General features: G+C 65.0%; 8 protein-coding genes. 4 read left to right on the top strand and 4 right to left on the bottom strand.

All coding sequences use genetic code 11. The features are described 5' to 3' along the window. Positions 1-368 precede the first annotated feature (368 nt). Positions 369-5,105, top strand: a complete 4,737-nt coding sequence (locus ACVWYF_RS22100) for a fibronectin type III domain-containing protein (protein ID WP_457072308.1) — start codon at positions 369-371, stop codon at positions 5,103-5,105. A 95-nt stretch (positions 5,106-5,200) separates the two neighbouring features. Here the strand turns inward: ACVWYF_RS22100 and ACVWYF_RS22095 are convergent, their stop codons facing one another. Continuing rightward, the gene (locus ACVWYF_RS22095; RefSeq protein WP_457072306.1) at positions 5,201-6,604 is read right to left on the bottom strand and encodes a PQQ-dependent sugar dehydrogenase; all 1,404 of its coding nucleotides are present in this window, start codon (positions 6,602-6,604) and stop codon (positions 5,201-5,203) included. Between the two features lie 136 nt (positions 6,605-6,740). Between ACVWYF_RS22095 and ACVWYF_RS22090 the strand changes: the two genes are divergently transcribed. Further along, positions 6,741-7,199, top strand: a complete 459-nt coding sequence (locus ACVWYF_RS22090; RefSeq protein WP_457072304.1) for a GNAT family N-acetyltransferase — start codon at positions 6,741-6,743, stop codon at positions 7,197-7,199. 4 nt (positions 7,200-7,203) lie between these two features. Here ACVWYF_RS22090 and ACVWYF_RS22085 read toward each other — a convergent pair whose 3' ends face one another. The 3 genes from ACVWYF_RS22085 to ACVWYF_RS22075 all read right to left on the bottom strand — a co-directional run bounded on the left by ACVWYF_RS22085 (position 7,204) and on the right by ACVWYF_RS22075 (position 10,963). After that, entirely contained in the window at positions 7,204-7,812 is a 609-nt protein-coding gene (locus ACVWYF_RS22085) for a DNA-3-methyladenine glycosylase (protein ID WP_457072302.1), read from the bottom strand. A gap of 79 nt (positions 7,813-7,891) precedes the next feature. Beyond that, entirely contained in the window at positions 7,892-9,844 is a 1,953-nt protein-coding gene (locus tag ACVWYF_RS22080; protein WP_457072300.1) for a carboxypeptidase-like regulatory domain-containing protein, read from the bottom strand. A 120-nt stretch (positions 9,845-9,964) separates the two neighbouring features. Continuing rightward, on the bottom strand, positions 9,965-10,963 hold the full coding sequence (locus ACVWYF_RS22075; RefSeq protein WP_457072298.1) for an aspartate-semialdehyde dehydrogenase: 999 nt from the start codon (positions 10,961-10,963) through the stop codon (positions 9,965-9,967). A 120-nt stretch (positions 10,964-11,083) separates the two neighbouring features. On the opposite strand from ACVWYF_RS22075, the gene ACVWYF_RS22070 reads away from it, so the two are divergent. Both ACVWYF_RS22070 and ACVWYF_RS22065 read left to right on the top strand, forming a co-directional pair. Continuing rightward, positions 11,084-15,310, top strand: a complete 4,227-nt coding sequence (locus ACVWYF_RS22070; RefSeq protein WP_457072296.1) for a lamin tail domain-containing protein — start codon at positions 11,084-11,086, stop codon at positions 15,308-15,310. A 188-nt stretch (positions 15,311-15,498) separates the two neighbouring features. Continuing rightward, a complete protein-coding gene (locus tag ACVWYF_RS22065; protein ID WP_457072294.1) occupies positions 15,499-17,070 on the top strand; it encodes a DUF1800 domain-containing protein in 1,572 nt (523 codons plus the stop codon).

The following is a 17,070-nucleotide window of genomic DNA, read 5'->3' as shown; positions in this document are numbered from 1 at the left end:
GTACGGGGCAAGCACGCGGCTATTTCGGGCGCGTAGCAGGCCCGGCTCCGCTGCTACGGAAATTGAATCCCTGGCATATTATAGCCCAGCCGCAATTCGAGGCCATATCATTGGTAATCAGCGATGATATCAGGCATATTCCAACATATAAAAATATGATTTTCCTGACACCCGCTTTATCAGCCCCCAGAAAAACCCTAGTAACGGCACGTTGCATTCGAGGTAAGTAGATGGGGGAAAGCCCGAAAGGCCGTTGAACATTCGAGCTTTGTCTCTACATTACGACACCAAACCGGCAGGAGCGGCGGTTGGCCGTTAATGCATCCCTCCACCTTTTTTCTTTTTCCCTCATTCACCCTATTCACCTTATGACAACACTCCTACGTTCCTTCACGAGGCGGCATTGGCCTCAGGCGAGCGCACTGCTGCTCACCGCAATGCTCTTGGGCAGCGGGCCGGTGCAGGCCCAAACCACCGCCTATTGCGCCACGGGCCTGGGCGGCGTTTGCGGCGGCAACGATATCACCGATGTGGGCTTGTCGGGTACCACGCTGAACGCCACGGGCCTTACCTGCGCCGCCACCGGCGGCCAGTCGTACGCCAGCTACCCCGCTACCGGCACCAACACGGGCACCGTTTCGGGCGGTGTACCCTATACGCTGAGTGTGACCCTGACCGGCAGCAGCATTGTGTCGGTGTGGGTCGACTACAACCACAATTTTGTGTACGAGGCCAGCGAATGGACGCAGGTAGCCACGGCCTCGCCCACGGGCACGCCGGTTAGCGCCACGCTGCTGGTGCCCGCTACGGCCGTGCAGGGCACAACGGGAATGCGTATTCGCAGCCGGGCTGCTGGCAACCCCAACGGTGCGGCGGATGCCTGTACGAACTTTGGCAGCGGCGAAACCAAGGATTTCACCCTTACGATTGGAGCGCCGGCGGCTTGCCCGAGCGTGAGCAACCTGGTGGTTTCCGGCATCACGGCGGTGGGGGCATCGGTGGCTTTCACGCCCTCTTCGTCGGCCACGTCTTATACGGTGACGGTGACCCCGGCCGGCGGCACGGCCACCACCCAAACGGTCACGGCTTCGCCCCTGACGCTGACGGGCCTGACGGCCAGCACGAGCTACACGGTGAGCATTGTGGGCAACTGCGGCGCGGGCTCTGCTTCGCAGCCCACGGTTGTAACGTTCACAACGAGCTGCGTGGCTGCGCCCTACGCCACGGTGAACAACACGACGGCTTACACGCAGGACTTCGAAGCCACCTGGCTGAGCCAGTGCGGCACGCGCGAAGCCCCCGGCGTGAACTGGCGCACGACGCCCCTAACCGGCAATACCTCCTGGCGCCGCGACGACGACGGCACCAGCGCCGCCTGGAGCAGCAACTTTGGCGCGTTCACGCCGGCGGGCAGCCCCCTGAGCGGCGGCACCAGCGCCCACGCGGCCCGCTTCCACTCCTACGACGCGAGCAGCGGCACCTACGGCACGCTGGACCTGTACGTGAACATGGCCGGCACGGCCGGCACCCCCACGCTCGAATTCGACTACATCAACACGTCGGGCTCGGACTCGCTCAAGGTGTTTGTGAGCACCAACGGCGGCACTACCTTCAGCGCGGCCACGCTCGGCCTGAACACGGCCAGCGCCTGGACCCACCAACTGGTGAACCTGCCCGCAACCGGCCTCACGGCCACCACCATCATCCGCCTGCGCGGCCGCGGCGACTTTGGCGTCACCGACATCGGCCTCGACAACCTGCGCGTGAGCTACATCGCCTGCCCCGCCGTGACGGCGGCTACGGCCACCGGCATCACGGCCACGGGCGCAACGGTAAGCTTTACACCCGCTACGGGGCCGACGACCTACACGGTGACGGTGACCCCGGCCGGCGGCACGGCCACCACCCAAACGGTCACGGCTTCGCCCCTGACGCTGACGGGCCTGACGGCCAGCACGAGCTACACGGTGAGCATTGTGGGCAACTGCGGCGCGGGCTCTGCTTCGCAGCCCACGGTTGTAACGTTCACAACGAGCTGCGTGGCTGCGCCCTACGCCACGGTGAACAACACGACGGCTTACACGCAGGACTTCGAAGCCACCTGGCTGAGCCAGTGCGGCACGCGCGAAGCCCCCGGCGTGAACTGGCGCACGACGCCCCTAACCGGCAATACCTCCTGGCGCCGCGACGACGACGGCACCAGCGCCGCCTGGAGCAGCAACTTTGGCGCGTTCACGCCGGCGGGCAGCCCCCTGAGCGGCGGCACCAGCGCCCACGCGGCCCGCTTCCACTCCTACGACGCGAGCAGCGGCACCTACGGCACGCTGGACCTGTACGTGAACATGGCCGGCACGGCCGGCACCCCCACGCTCGAATTCGACTACATCAACACGTCGGGCTCGGACTCGCTCAAGGTGTTTGTGAGCACCAACGGCGGCACTACCTTCAGCGCGGCCACGCTCGGCCTGAACACGGCCAGCGCCTGGACCCACCAACTGGTGAACCTGCCCGCAACCGGCCTCACGGCCACCACCATCATCCGCCTGCGCGGCCGCGGCGACTTTGGCGTCACCGACATCGGCCTCGACAACCTGCGCGTGAGCTACATCGCCTGCGCAGCCGTAGCCAACCTCACGCCTTCGGGCGTGACGGCTACCGGCGCGGTGCTGAACTTCACCCCGCCCGCCGGCCCCACCACCTACACGGTGACGGTGACCCCGGCCGGCGGCACGGCCACCACCGTTACCCCCGCTCCATCATCGGCACCGATAACGCTGACGGGCCTGACGCCCAACACGGCCTACACAGTGAGCATTGTGAGCAACTGCAGCGGCAGCACGACTTCGACGGCGACCACCACGACCTTCACCACGAGCTGCGTGGCGGCTCCGTATGTGCTCATTAACAACACGACGCCCTATAACCAGGACTTCGAGGCGGCCTGGACCAGCCAGTGCGGCACCAACGAAATACCGGCTGTGAACTGGCGCAATACGCCGCTGACGGGCAACAACTCGTGGCGCCGCGACGACGACGGCGTGAGCGCCGCCTGGACCAGCCCAACCCTGGGAATTTACTCTCCAGTGGGCAGCCCGCTGGGCACGGGCACCAGCATGCACTCGGCCCGCTTCCACTCCCGCAACGTATCGGGCCGGGCAGTAGGCAGCCTGGACCTGTTCGCCAACATGGCCGGCACGTCGGGCACGCCCGCGCTCAGCTTCGACTACATTAACACGTTGGGCACGGATTCGCTCAAGGTGTTTGTGAGCACCAACGGCGGCACTACCTTCAGCGCGGCGCTAGGGGGCTTCGGCCAGGCCGGCACCTGGACCCGCCAGACGGTGAACCTACCCGGCACGGGCCTCACGGCCACCACCATCATCCGGCTACGCGCCGTGGGTGACCTTGGCACCACCGACATTGGCCTAGACAACGTGAACATCACGTACCTGGCCTGCCCCACCGTGACGGGACTCTCGGCTACCAGCGTAATGCCCACCACGGCAACCGTGAATTTTACGCCCGGCACGGCCACCACTACCTACACGGTAACGGTGACCCCCGCCGGCGGCACCACGACGACCCAGACGGTAACCGCTTCGCCGCTGAACCTGACCGGCCTCACGCCCAGCACGAGCTACACGATTACCATTGTGAGCAACTGCGGCGCGGGCCAGACCTCGCCGGCTGCCACGCTCACCTTCACCACCACGCCGGTAGCCCCGGTGAATGATGAATGCGCCGCCGCACTCAACGTGCCCATTCAGTTTGGCGTCTGCATCACGCAGACGACTTCCGACAACACGGCTGCCACGACCTCGGCGGGTGCCCCCACCCCAACCTGCTCCACGACCCTGAACCGGGACGTGTGGTTTAAAGTGACGGTGCCCGTGAGCGGGTCGGTAACGGTGAAAACCGTGGCCCCCACCGCTGGCAGCAACATCACGGATACGGTGATTAGCCTGTACTCCGGTACCTGCGGCAACCTGACGCAGATTGGCTGCAACGATGACACCAACGGCCTGTACTCAGAAGTTGCCCTGACGGGCCGTACGCCGGGCGAGGTGCTCTACATCCGGGCTTGGTCGTACAGTGCTATCAATGCCGGCCTCATCGCGGTATGCGTAACGGCTCCGTCGAACTGCGCGGCCCCCAGCGGCCCCACGGTTACCGGCGTAACCAACACCACGGCGACGCTGAACTGGCTGGCCCCTACTGGCGGCCTGCCCGCCGGCAACACTTACGAGCTGGAATATGGCGTGCAAGGCTTCACGCAGGGCACCGGCACCAGCGTGACCGGCCTCACGGCCGCCACCTACGCGCTGACCAACCTGCAGGCGGCCACCGACTACTGCTTCTACGTGCGCCAGAACTGCGGCCCGACGAATGGCAGCAGCGCTTTCGCGGGGCCAACGTGCTTCACCACGCCGCTCACCGTTCCGACCAACGATGAGCCCTGCGGCGCTATTGCCCTTGGCACCACCAGCGTTGCCGGCTCGAACGTGGGCGCGACCACCAGTATCCAGAACGGCATCAACACGCCGGCTTGCTCGCCGGCAGCCAACCCCAAGGACGTGTGGTTCTCCTTCACGGCCTCGGCAACTACCCGCACCCTGACCATCACGGGCACGGCCGCTGGCATGGTGCGCGTGTTCACCACGCCCAGCTGCTCGGCCGGACCTTTCAACCAGGTATTCTGCAAGGCAGCTACGGGTAGCAACCTGAACGTGGGCCCGGTTAGCCTCACGGGCCTCACCGTGGGCACCGTGTATTACGTGGCCGTGAGCGGCTACGGTAGCTCCGACGCCACCGGCTCGTTCACCATCCTGAGCCTGCCCACCGCCACCCGCGCCCAGGCCAACACCGACGCGCTGCTGGTGTACCCCAACCCGAGCAACACCGGCCAGCTCACCCTGCGCCTGAGTGACTTGAATGGGGCCGGCCAGGCCACGCTGCTGAATGCGCTGGGCCAGGTAGTGGCTACCAAAGCCCTGAGCGGCACCGCCGAGCAAACCCTGAGCACCCGCGGCCTGGCCACGGGCCTCTACACGCTCCGCGTGACGGTGGCCGGCCAGATACTGACCCGCAAAGTGGTGCTGGAATAGCCTCCTGCACTCTCCGCAACGAAAAGGGCCGGCAATTTGCCGGCCCTTTTTTGTGGTCGAAACCCAGGCCTCAGGCCCGGCTTTTTTTCAGTGGCTTACTCCACCACCAGCTTGCGGGTGCTGCGGCCGGCCGCGCCGTCGGCCTGCACCAGATAGGTACCGGCGCGCAGGCCGGCGAGGTCCAGTGTGGCCGTGGTACCGGTGGCGCGCACCGCATACACGGGGCGGCCCAGCAGGTCGGTCACGGTGAGTAGGGCGCCCGGCGCGGGCAGCTGCACGGTGGCCTGCCGGTGGGCGGGGTTGGGAAAAAGCTCGAAGGCGAAAGTGGTGGCCGGGCGCGTGGCCGTGGCCACGTAGGCCCGGTTTTCGAGGGTCAGAATGCGGTCGTCGGTGGCGGCGGGAGTACCCCGGCCGTCGCGGTTGCTGGTGCCGACGTACACCTTGCCATCCGGCGACACGCAAATGGCCCGCAACCGGCCGAAGCCGGAGAGGAAATCGGTGCGGCTAGGGATGGTGAGGCCAGCGGCATCCAGCGTAAGTTGGGTCAGCTTGTTGTCTTTGAGCACGGCCAGCAGCAGGCTGCCGCGCCAGCCGGGAATGGCCGGGTGGTCGTAGTAGGTGAGGCCGGCCGGGGCAATGGTGGGCGTCCAGACGGTGAGGGGCTCGCGTACGTTGTTGGCGGCGCAGAAGGTGGCTTCGGCGGGCAGATCGCAGAGGCCTTCCACGTTGGGCCAGCCGTAGTTGCGGCCGGCTTCTATCTTGTTGATTTCGTCGTCGTTGTTCGGGCCGTGCTCCGAGCTGTAGATGCGGCCATCGGGCAGCCGCACGATGCCCTGCGGGTTGCGGTGCCCCAGCGTGTAGATGGCGCTGCCGGCCGTGGGGTTGTTGGCCGGGATGGTACCGTCGAAATTTAGCCGTAGAATCTTGCCGTTGAGCGACGTGCGGTTCTGCGCCTCGGAGGCCGTCAGCGCGTCGCCGGTGGTCATGAGCAGGGTGCGGTCGGGCAGCAGCAGCAGGCGCGAGCCGCTGTGGTTGGTGGTGGCCACGATGTTGCCGAGCAGCACCACGGGGTTGCTTAGCGTGCCGTTGGCGTATGTATAGCGCACCAGCTTTTCCTTCAGGGTGCCCTGGTCGGTGTAGTTGTACACCACAAACACGCCGTAGGTCCCGGCCGGCTGCCCCGTGGGCGCGGCATCAATGGCCATGCCCAGCAGGCCGCTCTCATTGCTTTCCGTCACGTCGGCAATGGTGAGCAGCGGCAGCACCTGCCCGGTGGCCGGATTCACGCGGCTAATGCGGCCGCTGCGCTCCGTCACCCAGATGAAATTATCCGGCCCCCACACCAACTCCCAAATGGTGCTTAGGCTGGAAGCCAGCGCCGAGGCCGTGACCGTGGTGGTGCCCACCGCAAAGGTGGTGAGGACCGGGGCCTGAGCACAGGCGGCAAGAGGCAGTCCCATAGTGCTTAGGGCCAGCAACGCGTTACGTAGAAATTTCATGGCAATAGGCAGGAGGTGGTGAAAGGATAAATCCGTTGTTTGTCAAAAGATAACGAAACTTGACCGTAAGCGGATGCCGCCGGCCCGGCCCGCAGCCGGATTTAGTAGCTTGCGGCCGCATTTACCTACTTCTGATATGGCTGAATTTTTCACCGCCACCCACCCCACCGGCTACACCCTCAGCACCGACCCTACCCGACTCGACATCCCCGCCATTCACCGCTGGCTGAGCGAGGAATCGTACTGGGCGAAGCACATTCCGCGCGCCACCGTGGCGCGCGCCGTGGCCAATTCCCTCAATTTCGGCCTCTACGCCCCCGATGGCCGCCAGGCCGGCTTCGCCCGCGTGGTCACGGACCGCGCCACCTTTGCCTGGCTCTGCGACGTGTTCGTGCTGCCCGAGTTCCGGGGCCACGGCCTCGCCAAGTGGCTGGTGAAGCAGATGCTGGCCCACCCCGACCTGCAAAACCTGCGCCGCCACCTCCTCGCCACCTTCGACGCCCACACCCTCTACCAACGCTTCGGCTACGAGCCGCTGGACCGGCCGGATAGGTGGCTCGAAATCAAACACCCCAACCCGTACCCGGCTCCGTAGCCTGCTATTTGGCCGGGCTGGTCCACTTGCTGTCTTTCAGCCGAAAACGCCACGGCAAGCCCGAGGCTTCTTCGCCGGCATATTCCAGGCCCACGCGAGAACTGGCAACTACATCGGTAGCAGCTACCGTTTCTTCGTGGTCTTCAAACCAGATACTGTCGCCGGTAACTGGCTGGCCAGTGAGGGCCGGCGTGATGCCCAATGCCTGGGTCAGCACGCCCGGCCCAGCCGTGAGGGCACGCACGGGCTTGGCCAGCCCACGCCGGCAGAGCATCTCTGCTACGCCAATAAGCGGCTCGATGGCCCGGATGAGCACCGCGTCGGGGTGCTGTGCATCGTGCGTGGCAATATTGAACAGGGCGTGCCGGTTGTACACCGTGTAGATGTAGGCATGGCCGCCGGGTACGTGCAGGCCCTGGGCCTGGTGCCGCTTGCGCTCCAGGTGCAGCGTGAGGGAATGGTCGCCCTCGTGCCGGTAGGCCTCAGTTTCGACGATGCGGCCGGCGGTGAGCACGCCGCTAATGTGGGTGTAGAGGTGCTTGCCCAGCAGGTCGCGGGCAATGGCGAGCACATCGGGACGCTGGAAGAAAGCGGCGGGGAGTTTGGCAGGCATAATGAGGAGTTGAGGCACGGGCTTGCGCTTCAATGTACGGCCACGGCGGCGCGCATGTAGTGCGAAGCGGCGCTTCGCACTACCGCAACCGGTACAGCAGCCCGAGGCTAAACAGCCACGGCCGGGGCTGCCACAGCAGCGCGGCGGTGGGCTGGTCGTTGGTCCGCAGGCTTACGTCGGGATGGGGCAAATTGATGGCGGCGGAGCTTCGGGTGAGGAAAAAACCGCTTTCCTCGGCTAGTTGCAGGCGGGTGCGGGTGCGCAGCGGCAGCAGGTAGCTGGCATCGGCCACCAGCTCCAGCTTGTGGCTGAGCTCCAGGCCCAGGCCCAGGCTGGGTTGCAGGGCCTCGGTCACGGCTTGTAGCTGGGCGCTCAGTTTGTCGGCCCCGAGGTTGGTGCCGGCCACCCGCAAGCCGGCATCGGAATTGGTGAAAGTGCCCAGGTCGCGGCCGGCCGTTTGGCGGGTGTAGGCCAGGCCGGCGCGGCCGTAAAGCGGGCGGTGCCGGGGCATAAGGTTGCGCTGGTAGCTCAGGCCGGCCGCCCAGCCGTCGGCACTGAATTGCCCGTACAAATGCTGGGTGGCCAGGCGCACGGCCAGTTCCCGGGTCAGCTCAAACTGGTATTCAAACTGCGAATAAACCGAAAACGACTGCGCGGCCACTTCCTTGTTACCCTGGAAATTAAACCCGTACCCGGCCGGCGCATACGCCACCGCCAGAGCCGCTGCCGATACCGACAGCGGCCATGCCCCCACAGCCCCCCCGTAGCGAAAGCGGCTCAGAAACTTCCCCAACAGCGTTTGCGGCGCGTCTTTAACAGGGACTGAATCGGCGGGCAGGGCGGGCCGAAACAGCGAGTCGGCCCGGTGCTGGCGCTGCTGGTCGAGGAGGGCTTGCCGCAGGGTTTCGGGCGGCAGCAGCGTGGTGTGGCCCCGCCAGAAGGCCGAGTCGTAGGCCACGGCGTTGTGCAGGAATACGTTGTGGTATTGCGCGCGCTCCAGGTAGCCGGGCCGGGCGGTTTGGGCCGTATCAATGGCCGTGGTCAGGAATTCGCCGAAGTAGTTGAGTGGCGGGCCGATGGGCAGGCGGGCTTTGGTTTGCCACCACACGGTTTTGAGGTGCCAGCGGCCGGCGTAGGGCTGGTAGGCCACGCGCAGGGCCCGCGAGTCGGCCCGGTTGGTGGAGTGGCCGAGGCCGGCGGGCGTGTAGTGCCACTCGGCCCCCAGAAAGGCGTAAGTATCCTGGTCGATGTACATCCGACCCGCGAAATCGGCGCGACGGTTGCCGGCCTTGGGCGCGAAGGCGACCACGTACACCGGCCGGTCCTGATAGCTGCTGCCGGGCGCGAGGCGGTAGTCATAATCCCGAAAGTGGGCGGGGTCAATAAACTGCGCCCGCCGATGCACAAAATCAGCCATATGCGCAATGAACGGCCCGCCGGCCCAGTCAATCCGCACCAGCTTATCCGACCGCAAATCGACCCGGCGCGACTGCCGAATCTGGACCTCGCCCGTGCTTGTGCGCTGCGGGTACGGCGCTTTGTACACCGTTAGCAAGCCCTCTACCAGATAGCGCGGCCGCCCGAGGCTGTCATTATCCGACTCGCGATAAAAGCCCGTGAGCTGCGTGGGCCGCACCGGGTAGTTGCGCGGAATGCGCGCCACGGCCTCCCGCACAATGCCCAGCACCGAACCCGTCACCTGCACCTCACCCAAGGCCGCCGGGCTGATGTTCAATTCAATCCGCAACTCCGGCCCCGGCAGCGGCGGCAGCGTTTGGCGATAGCTGCGGTAACCCAGCAGCGCCACCGTCAGTTGTTTCCCGGCATAAGTCGGCGGAATGTTCAGGGCAAAGCGGCCGTCCTCATTGGTACTGGTGCCGATGCGGTTATCGGCCACGCCCACCTGCGCGTTCGGGATGGGCTGGTGGGTTTCGGCATCGAGGACCCGGCCGCGCAGCACCGCTTGCGCCTGCGCCGCCCCGGCCAGCAGCACCAGCCACATCAATAGAAAACCAGTCTTTATAACGGGCATAGGCTGAATGCAGTAGAGACGCATAGTTGCGTCTCGTCGTTGAACGGCCAACGCCAAAAGCGCAGGCAGAATTGTTCAATGACAAGACGCAACTATGCGTCTCTACAACAGTTTTTTCAGCTATTTCGCCGGCACCTGCTGGCTCAGCAGGTACTCGGCAATCTGCACGGCGTTGGTGGCGGCGCCTTTGCGCAGGTTATCAGCCACCACCCACATATTCAGGGTTTTGGGCTGGGTTTCGTCGCGGCGCAGGCGGCCCACCAGCACGGCGTCTTTGCCGTGGCTGTCTTTGGGCATGGGGTAGGAGTTGGTAGAGGGGTCGTCTACAAGCTCCACGCCGGCGGTATGGGCGAGGATTTCGCGCACCTCGGCCATATCAAATTCCTCGGCAAACTCCACGTTGATGGACTCCGAATGCCCACCCATAACCGGAATCCGCACGCAGGTGGCCGTGACGCCGATGCTGTCGTCACCCATGATTTTTCGGGTTTCGTTCACCATCTTCAGCTCCTCCTTGGTATAGCCACTGGGCTCGAACACGTCGATGTGGGGCAGCACGTTCAGGTCGATGGGGTGCGGGTAGGCGGGGTTGCTGGCCGTTTTGCCGGCACGCTCTTCGAGGAGCTGGTCCACGGCTTTTTTGCCGGTACCGGTCACGCTCTGGTAGGTGCTCACCACAATGCGGCGCACCTTGTATTTCTTGTGCAAGTCATTCAATGCCACCACCATCTGGATGGTCGAGCAGTTGGGATTAGCAATGATTTTATCCTCCGGCGTGAGGGTACCGGCGTTCAGCTCGGGCACCACCAGCTTCTTGGTGGGGTCCATGCGCCAAGCCGAGGAATTGTCGATAACGGTGGTGCCCACGGCGGCAAAGCGCGGCGCGTGCTCCTTGCTCACGGAGCCACCAGCCGAGAAAATGGCAATATCGGGCCGGGCCGCGATGGCGTCGTCCATGCTCACCACCGGATATTTTTTGCCCTGAAAATCAATGAACTGGCCCACCGATTTGGCCGAAGCCACGGGCAGCAGCTCGGTAAGGGGAAACCGACGCTCGGCCAATACTTTCAATAGCTCGGTGCCTACCAGGCCGGTGGCACCCACAACAGCAATTTTCATGGAAAAAGCAGAAAAATAAAAAGGTGCGCCAACGGGCGCGTACCTACAAATGTCGCCAGAAATCGACTACTTTAGACGCCGCGTCCGCATTTTGCCGGCTTCACTTTCTTCTGCGCCCCCTTGCTGAAACACCTTTACTTCCTGCTCCTGTTCCTACCGGGCCTCGCCCACGCCCAGCTGGCCGACAATTTCACCGACGGCAACTTCACCGCCAATCCTACCTGGACCGGCGACGCGGCCAGTTTTCAGGTGAACACCCAAATCCTGCAAAGCAACGGCCCGGCCGTGACGGGCAGCGCCATCCAGCTCAGCACGCCCTGCCAGGCCAGCACCGGCACCGTGTGGGAATTCTGGGCCAATCTGAAGCTGGGCACCAGCTCGGGCAACCTGGCCGATGTGTGGCTGCTGGCGTCGCAAACCGACCTGCGCGCCACCAACAACTCGGGCTATTTCGTGCGCCTCGGCGGCACGCCCGATGAGGTGAGCCTGTTCCGCAAGGACTCAACTAAAACCGCTGTGCTCGTCATCGACGGCCTCGACGGCACCCTGGCCAGCGCCACCAACAACGTGGTGCGCGTGCGCGTGACCCGCAGCACGGCCAACGTCTGGACCCTGGAGCGCGACCTCACCGGCAACCGCGCCTTCGTGGCCGAGGCCGCCCAGCCCACCGATGCCACCTACCAGCGCAGCGTGGCCGTGGGCGTATCGCTGCTCTATTCCGCGGCCAACAACCGCAACTTCTACTTCGATGACTTCGTGGTGACCGATGCCACGGCCCCGCTCCTCGCCCGCGCCGTGCCGGCCGATGCCCGGCAGGTCGACGTGGTTTTCAACGAAGCCGTGGCCGCCGCCAGCGCCGGCCTGCCCGCCAACTACCGCCTGCAAAACGGCGCGGTGCCGGTTTCGGCCCAGCTCTCGGCCATCAATCCGGCCGTGGTGCGCTTGGCCTTTGCCGCCGATTTCCCGGCCCAGAGCGTGCTGGAAGTTCGCAACGTGGCTGACCTTTATGGCAACGTGGCGGCCGGGCCGCTCACGGCCGCCTTCACGTCCCTGCCCATGCCCCCGGCTTTCGGCGACCTGATTATCAGCGAGATATTTGCCGATGAAACCCCGCAGGTGGGCCTGCCGCTCTCCGAATACGTGGAGATTTACAACCGTAGCCTCACCAAAACCCTGAGTTTACGCGGCGTGCGCCTGGGCAAAACCGGTAATACCACCTTCGCCACCTTTGCCGACACGGCCAAACTGCTGCCCGGCCAGTACGCCGTGGTGTGCGGCAGCACCCGCATCAGCCAATTTGCCACGCCGGGCGTGAAGGTGTACGGCCCCACCAACTTCCCCTCGCTCACCAATGCCGGCGACCAGCTGGTGCTGCGCGGGCGCGACGGCCGCACGCTGTTTGAGGTGGCTTACTCGGACACTTGGTACCGCGACGCCATCAAAAAAGACGGCGGCTGGAGCCTGGAAATGATTGACACCAACAACTACTGCGCCGGGGCCAGCAACTGGATTGCCAGCACCGACCCCACCGGCGGCACCCCCGGCCGCGTCAACGCCGCCCGCGCCACCAACGCCGACGCCCAGGCCCCCCGCCTGCTCCGCGCTGAGCTGCCCGGCACCACCACGCTGCGCCTCACCTTCTCCGAAAAGCTGGACAGCGCCTCAGTGAGCAACGTGGCCCGCTACTCCCTCGCGCCGGCCAACCCCATCACCCGGGTCACGCCCATCGGGCCCGATTTTCGCCAGGTCGACCTCACGCTGGGCACCGCCGTTTCGACTACAGCCGTCATCAGCGTCACCGTGCAGATGGCCTCTGACTGCGTAGGCAACGTGAGCGGCAGTCTGCAAACCGCCACTGTGGCCCCGCCCGTGGCCCCGGTAGTGGGCGATTTGATTATCAGCGAGATTTTTGCCGATGAAACCCCACAGGTCGGTTTGCCTTTGTTTGAATATCTGGAGATTTACAACCGCAGCCTCACCAAAACCATCAGCCTGCGCGGGGTGCGCATGGGCAAAACCACCACCACCACTTTCGCCGCCTTTGCTGATACCGCCCGGCTGGCTCCAGGCCAATATGCCATCGTGTGCGGCAGCACCCACCTCGCCGATTTTGCCCAATACGGCAAGGTGTACGGCCCCACCAACTTCCCCTCGCTCACCAATGCCGGCGACCAGCTGGTGCTGCGCGGGGCGGACGGCCACACGCTGTTTGAGGTAGCTTACTCGGACACCTGGTACCGTGACGTCATCAAAAAAGACGGCGGCTGGAGCCTGGAAATGATTGACACCAACAACTACTGCGCCGGGGCCAGCAACTGGATTGCCAGCACCGACCCCACCGGCGGAACCCCCGGCCGCGTCAACGCCGCCCGCGCCACCAACGCCGACACCCAGGCCCCCACCCTGCTTCGCGCCGAGCTGCCCAATGCTATCACGCTGCGCCTCACATTTTCGGAAAAGCTGGACAGCGCCTCGGTGAGCAACGTGGCCCGCTACGCGCTGGCCGCGCCCGCACCCGCCATCATCAGTGCCACGCCCATTGGCCCCGATTTCCGGCAGGTCGACCTCGGCCTGGCTGCCGCCGTGGCCACCACGTCCGTCATCCGCGCCACCGTGCAGCTGGCATCCGACTGCGTGGGCAACGTGAGCGGCCCGCTGCAAACGGCCACCGTGGCCCCGCCCGTAACACCATTGATTGGGGATTTGATTATCAGCGAGATTTTTGCCGATGAGACCCCACAGGTAGGTTTGCCACTGTTTGAATACCTGGAGATTTACAATCGTAGCCTTACCAAGACCATCAGCCTGCGTGGGGTGCGCCTGGGCAAGGGCAGCACCACCACCGTGGCCGTTTTTGCTGATACCGCCCGGCTGGCCCCCGGCCAGTACGCCGTCGTTTGCGGCAGTACGCACACCGCCGATTTTGCCCAGTACGGCAAGGTGTACGGCCCCACCAGCTTTCCCTCGCTCAGCAACGGCGGCGACCAGCTCATTCTGCGCGGGGCGGACGGCCGTACGCTGTTCGAGGTGACGTATTCCGATGCCTGGTACCGCGACATCAAGAAGAAGGACGGCGGGTGGAGCCTGGAAATGATTGATACCAACAACTTCTGCGCCGGAGCCGAGAACTGGACCGCCAGCACCGATGCCAGCGGCGGTACGCCCGGCCGCGCCAACTCGGTGCGCGCCGTCAATGCCGATGCCCTGGCCCCCGCCCTGCTGCGCGCCGTGGCCTTGAATGCCACCACCGTGCGCGCCTATTTCTCCGAAAAACTGGACAGCACCACGGCGGCCACCGTGAGCCGCTACGCGCTGGCCGCGCCCGGCCCGGCCATCACGCGGGCCGCACCCGTGGGGCCGGATTTCCGGCAGGTCGACCTCACGCTGGCCGCCGCGCTGTCGCCCAGCCGGCCCGTCACCCTCACCGTGCAAACGGCCACCGACTGCGCCGGCAACGCCAGCGGCGTGCTGCAACCCGCCACTTTCGCCCTGCCCGAAACAGCCGTGAGCGGCGATGTGGTGATAAACGAGCTGCTGTTTAACCCCCGCGTGAGCGCCGTGCGGTTCGTGGAAATTATCAACCGTAGCGCCAAATTCATCGACTTGCAGGGCTGGCAAATCGGGAGTTTGAAATCGGATGCCAGCGTGGATGGCAACGTGCTCAGCACCGGGCCGCTGCTGCTGGCCCCGGGCCAGATTTTGGCGTTCAGCACCAGTACGGCCATTATCACGGCACAATACCCCACCAGCAGCGACGCGGCCAATCTGGTTCAGATTCCCGGCCTGCCCACCTTTCCGGATGTGGGCACGGCAGTGCTAATCGACGGCAACAAGGCAGAAATCGACCGCTTTGCCTACAGCAAAGCGCTGCACCTAAGCCTACTGGCTACTCAAGATGGCGTGTCGCTGGAGCGCATCCGCACCAACGGACCGACACTGGCCAGCAACTTCCACTCGGCGGCCAGCGCGGTGGGTTACGCCACGCCCGGCCGCCCCAACTCGCAGGCCCAGGACGAGGCCGGCGGCAACCAGGAGCTCACCGTAACACCCGAAGTCTTCACCCCCGATGATGACGGCCAGCAGGATTTTGTCGCCCTCAACTACCACCTCGACGCGCCCGGCTACGCCGCCAGCGTGACGGTGTACGACGCCCTGGGCCGCCTCACGCGCCGCCTCACCCGCAACGAAACGCTTCCCACCAACGGCTTCATCCAGTGGGACGGCATCGATGACCGGGGCCACAAAGCGGCCGTGGGCTACTACATTCTGCTAGTCGAGCTCTTCCGCCCCACCAGCGGCGAAAAGCGCGAATACAAGAAGACAGTGGTGCTGGGGGCGCGGTTTTAAACGCCTTCGGCTTAATGAGGAATAAAAGGCCGTCATGCTGAGCGCAGCCGAAGCATCTCTACCGCGAAGAGTAATCAGTTACTTCCTTGGTAGAAATGCTTCGGCTGCGCTCAGCATGACGGCGTTTCTAACGTTGGCCCCAATCCGTCCCCTATTAAACCCCGCCCGCTGGTTCGCGTCTTAAAGGCATGAACAGCATCCAGCAATTGCAACACCTGTACTGGCGCGCCGGCTTCGGCCCGCGCCCCCAGGATGTGGCCGCCGGCCTCAGCCCGCGCAAAGCCCTGCGCCAGCTGCTGCACGATTCAGCGCAATACGAGCCCCTCGCCGGTCCCAGTCTGAACTTCGCCGACCCGCAGGGCATGGTGATGACCGACCCGGCCTCAACCAAAAACAACCCCGTGCCCAATGGCATGGTAACCACGCCCGACCAGCCCGCAGCGCCCGGCGCACCGGCCGCGCCCGTGGCCGCCATGCGGCCCCGCGCCGCTTTCAAGGGCGGCACCATTGCGGCCGGCGTGCCCCGCCTGCGCCGCGCCGACCTCACGCCCGCGCAGCGCAAGATGCAGAACGAAGGCATCCGCGACGCCTTCAACAACATGAGCACGGCCTGGATGGAGCGCATGGCTACCTCCCCGGCCCAGCTGCGCGAGAAGATGACGCTGTTCTGGCACGGGCACTTTGCCTGCCGGGTGCGCCAGCCCGATGCTGCCTTGCGCTTGCACAACACCACCCGCCAATACGCCTTGGGCAAATTCCCGGACCTGCTGCTGGCCGTGAGCCGGGAGCCGGCCATGCTCCAGTTCCTGAACAACCAGCAGAACCGCAAGGAGCACCCCAACGAAAACTTCGCCCGTGAGGTGATGGAGCTGTTCACGCTGGGCCGCGGCAACTACTCCGAAACCGATGTGAAGGAAGCCGCCCGGGCGTTCACCGGCTGGGGCTACGATTACCAGAGCAACTTCAAATTCCGGGAGCGCGAGCACGATGCCGGGACCAAAACCTTCCTGGGCAAAACCGGCAACCTGAATGGTGAGGACGTACTGACGCACATTCTGGCGCAGCCCGCCGCCGCTACCTTCCTGACCACCAAAATCTACCGCTTCTTCGTGAACGAGGTGCCCAACCCGGCGCACATCGAGCCGCTGGCGGTGGCCTTCCGCAAAAGCGGCTACGACATTGCCGACCTCATGGAGCGCCTGTTTTCGGCCGATTGGTTCTACGAGCCGGCCAACATGGGCACCCACATCAAGAGCCCGGTGGAGCTGCTGGCCGGCATCCGCCGCACCCTGAACGTGAAGGTGGACAACGCCCAGCCGCTGCTGGGCTACCAGCGCGCCTTGGGCCAGACGCTGTTTCAGCCGCCCAACGTGGCCGGCTGGCCCGGCGGCCGCAATTGGATTGACTCCTCGTCGCTACTGCTGCGCCTGCAGCTGCCGGCCATCCTGTTTCGAAACGCTGAGTTTGCCGTGGCCCTGAAGCAGGACGAAAACGACATTGCCCCCAACCAGACCAAGGCCGAGCGCACCGTGCGGCCCGGCGCGGGGGCCCACCTGCCCCTGGCCCCGCTGCAACAGCTGTTGGGGGCAACGCCCGTCGCCCAGCAACCCGAAAAGCTCAGCGGCTTCCTGCTGCAAGCCAGCATCCGGCCCGAAAACTTACAGTTGGTGCAGCAGGCCGCCCAGCAAAAAGAACCGGCAGAAGCGCTGCGGGCCACGCTGGTGAGCCTGCTCAGCCTGCCCGAATATCAACTGGCATAA

It is taken from the genome of Hymenobacter sp. UYAg731 (assembly GCF_054061335.1).
The sequence above is the reverse complement of the archived record's forward strand: the minus strand, read 5'-3'. Positions and strand labels throughout refer to the sequence as shown.

Coding starts and splice junctions, on each gene's coding strand:
- ACVWYF_RS22100 (WP_457072308.1), top strand. CDS start 369: ATGACAACACTCCTACGTTCCTTCACGAGGCGGCATTGGCCTCAGGCG.
- ACVWYF_RS22095 (WP_457072306.1), bottom strand. CDS start 6,604: ATGAAATTTCTACGTAACGCGTTGCTGGCCCTAAGCACTATGGGACTG.
- ACVWYF_RS22090 (WP_457072304.1), top strand. CDS start 6,741: ATGGCTGAATTTTTCACCGCCACCCACCCCACCGGCTACACCCTCAGC.
- ACVWYF_RS22085 (WP_457072302.1), bottom strand. CDS start 7,812: ATGCCTGCCAAACTCCCCGCCGCTTTCTTCCAGCGTCCCGATGTGCTC.
- ACVWYF_RS22080 (WP_457072300.1), bottom strand. CDS start 9,844: ATGCCCGTTATAAAGACTGGTTTTCTATTGATGTGGCTGGTGCTGCTG.
- ACVWYF_RS22075 (WP_457072298.1), bottom strand. CDS start 10,963: ATGAAAATTGCTGTTGTGGGTGCCACCGGCCTGGTAGGCACCGAGCTA.
- ACVWYF_RS22065 (WP_457072294.1), top strand. CDS start 15,499: ATGAACAGCATCCAGCAATTGCAACACCTGTACTGGCGCGCCGGCTTC.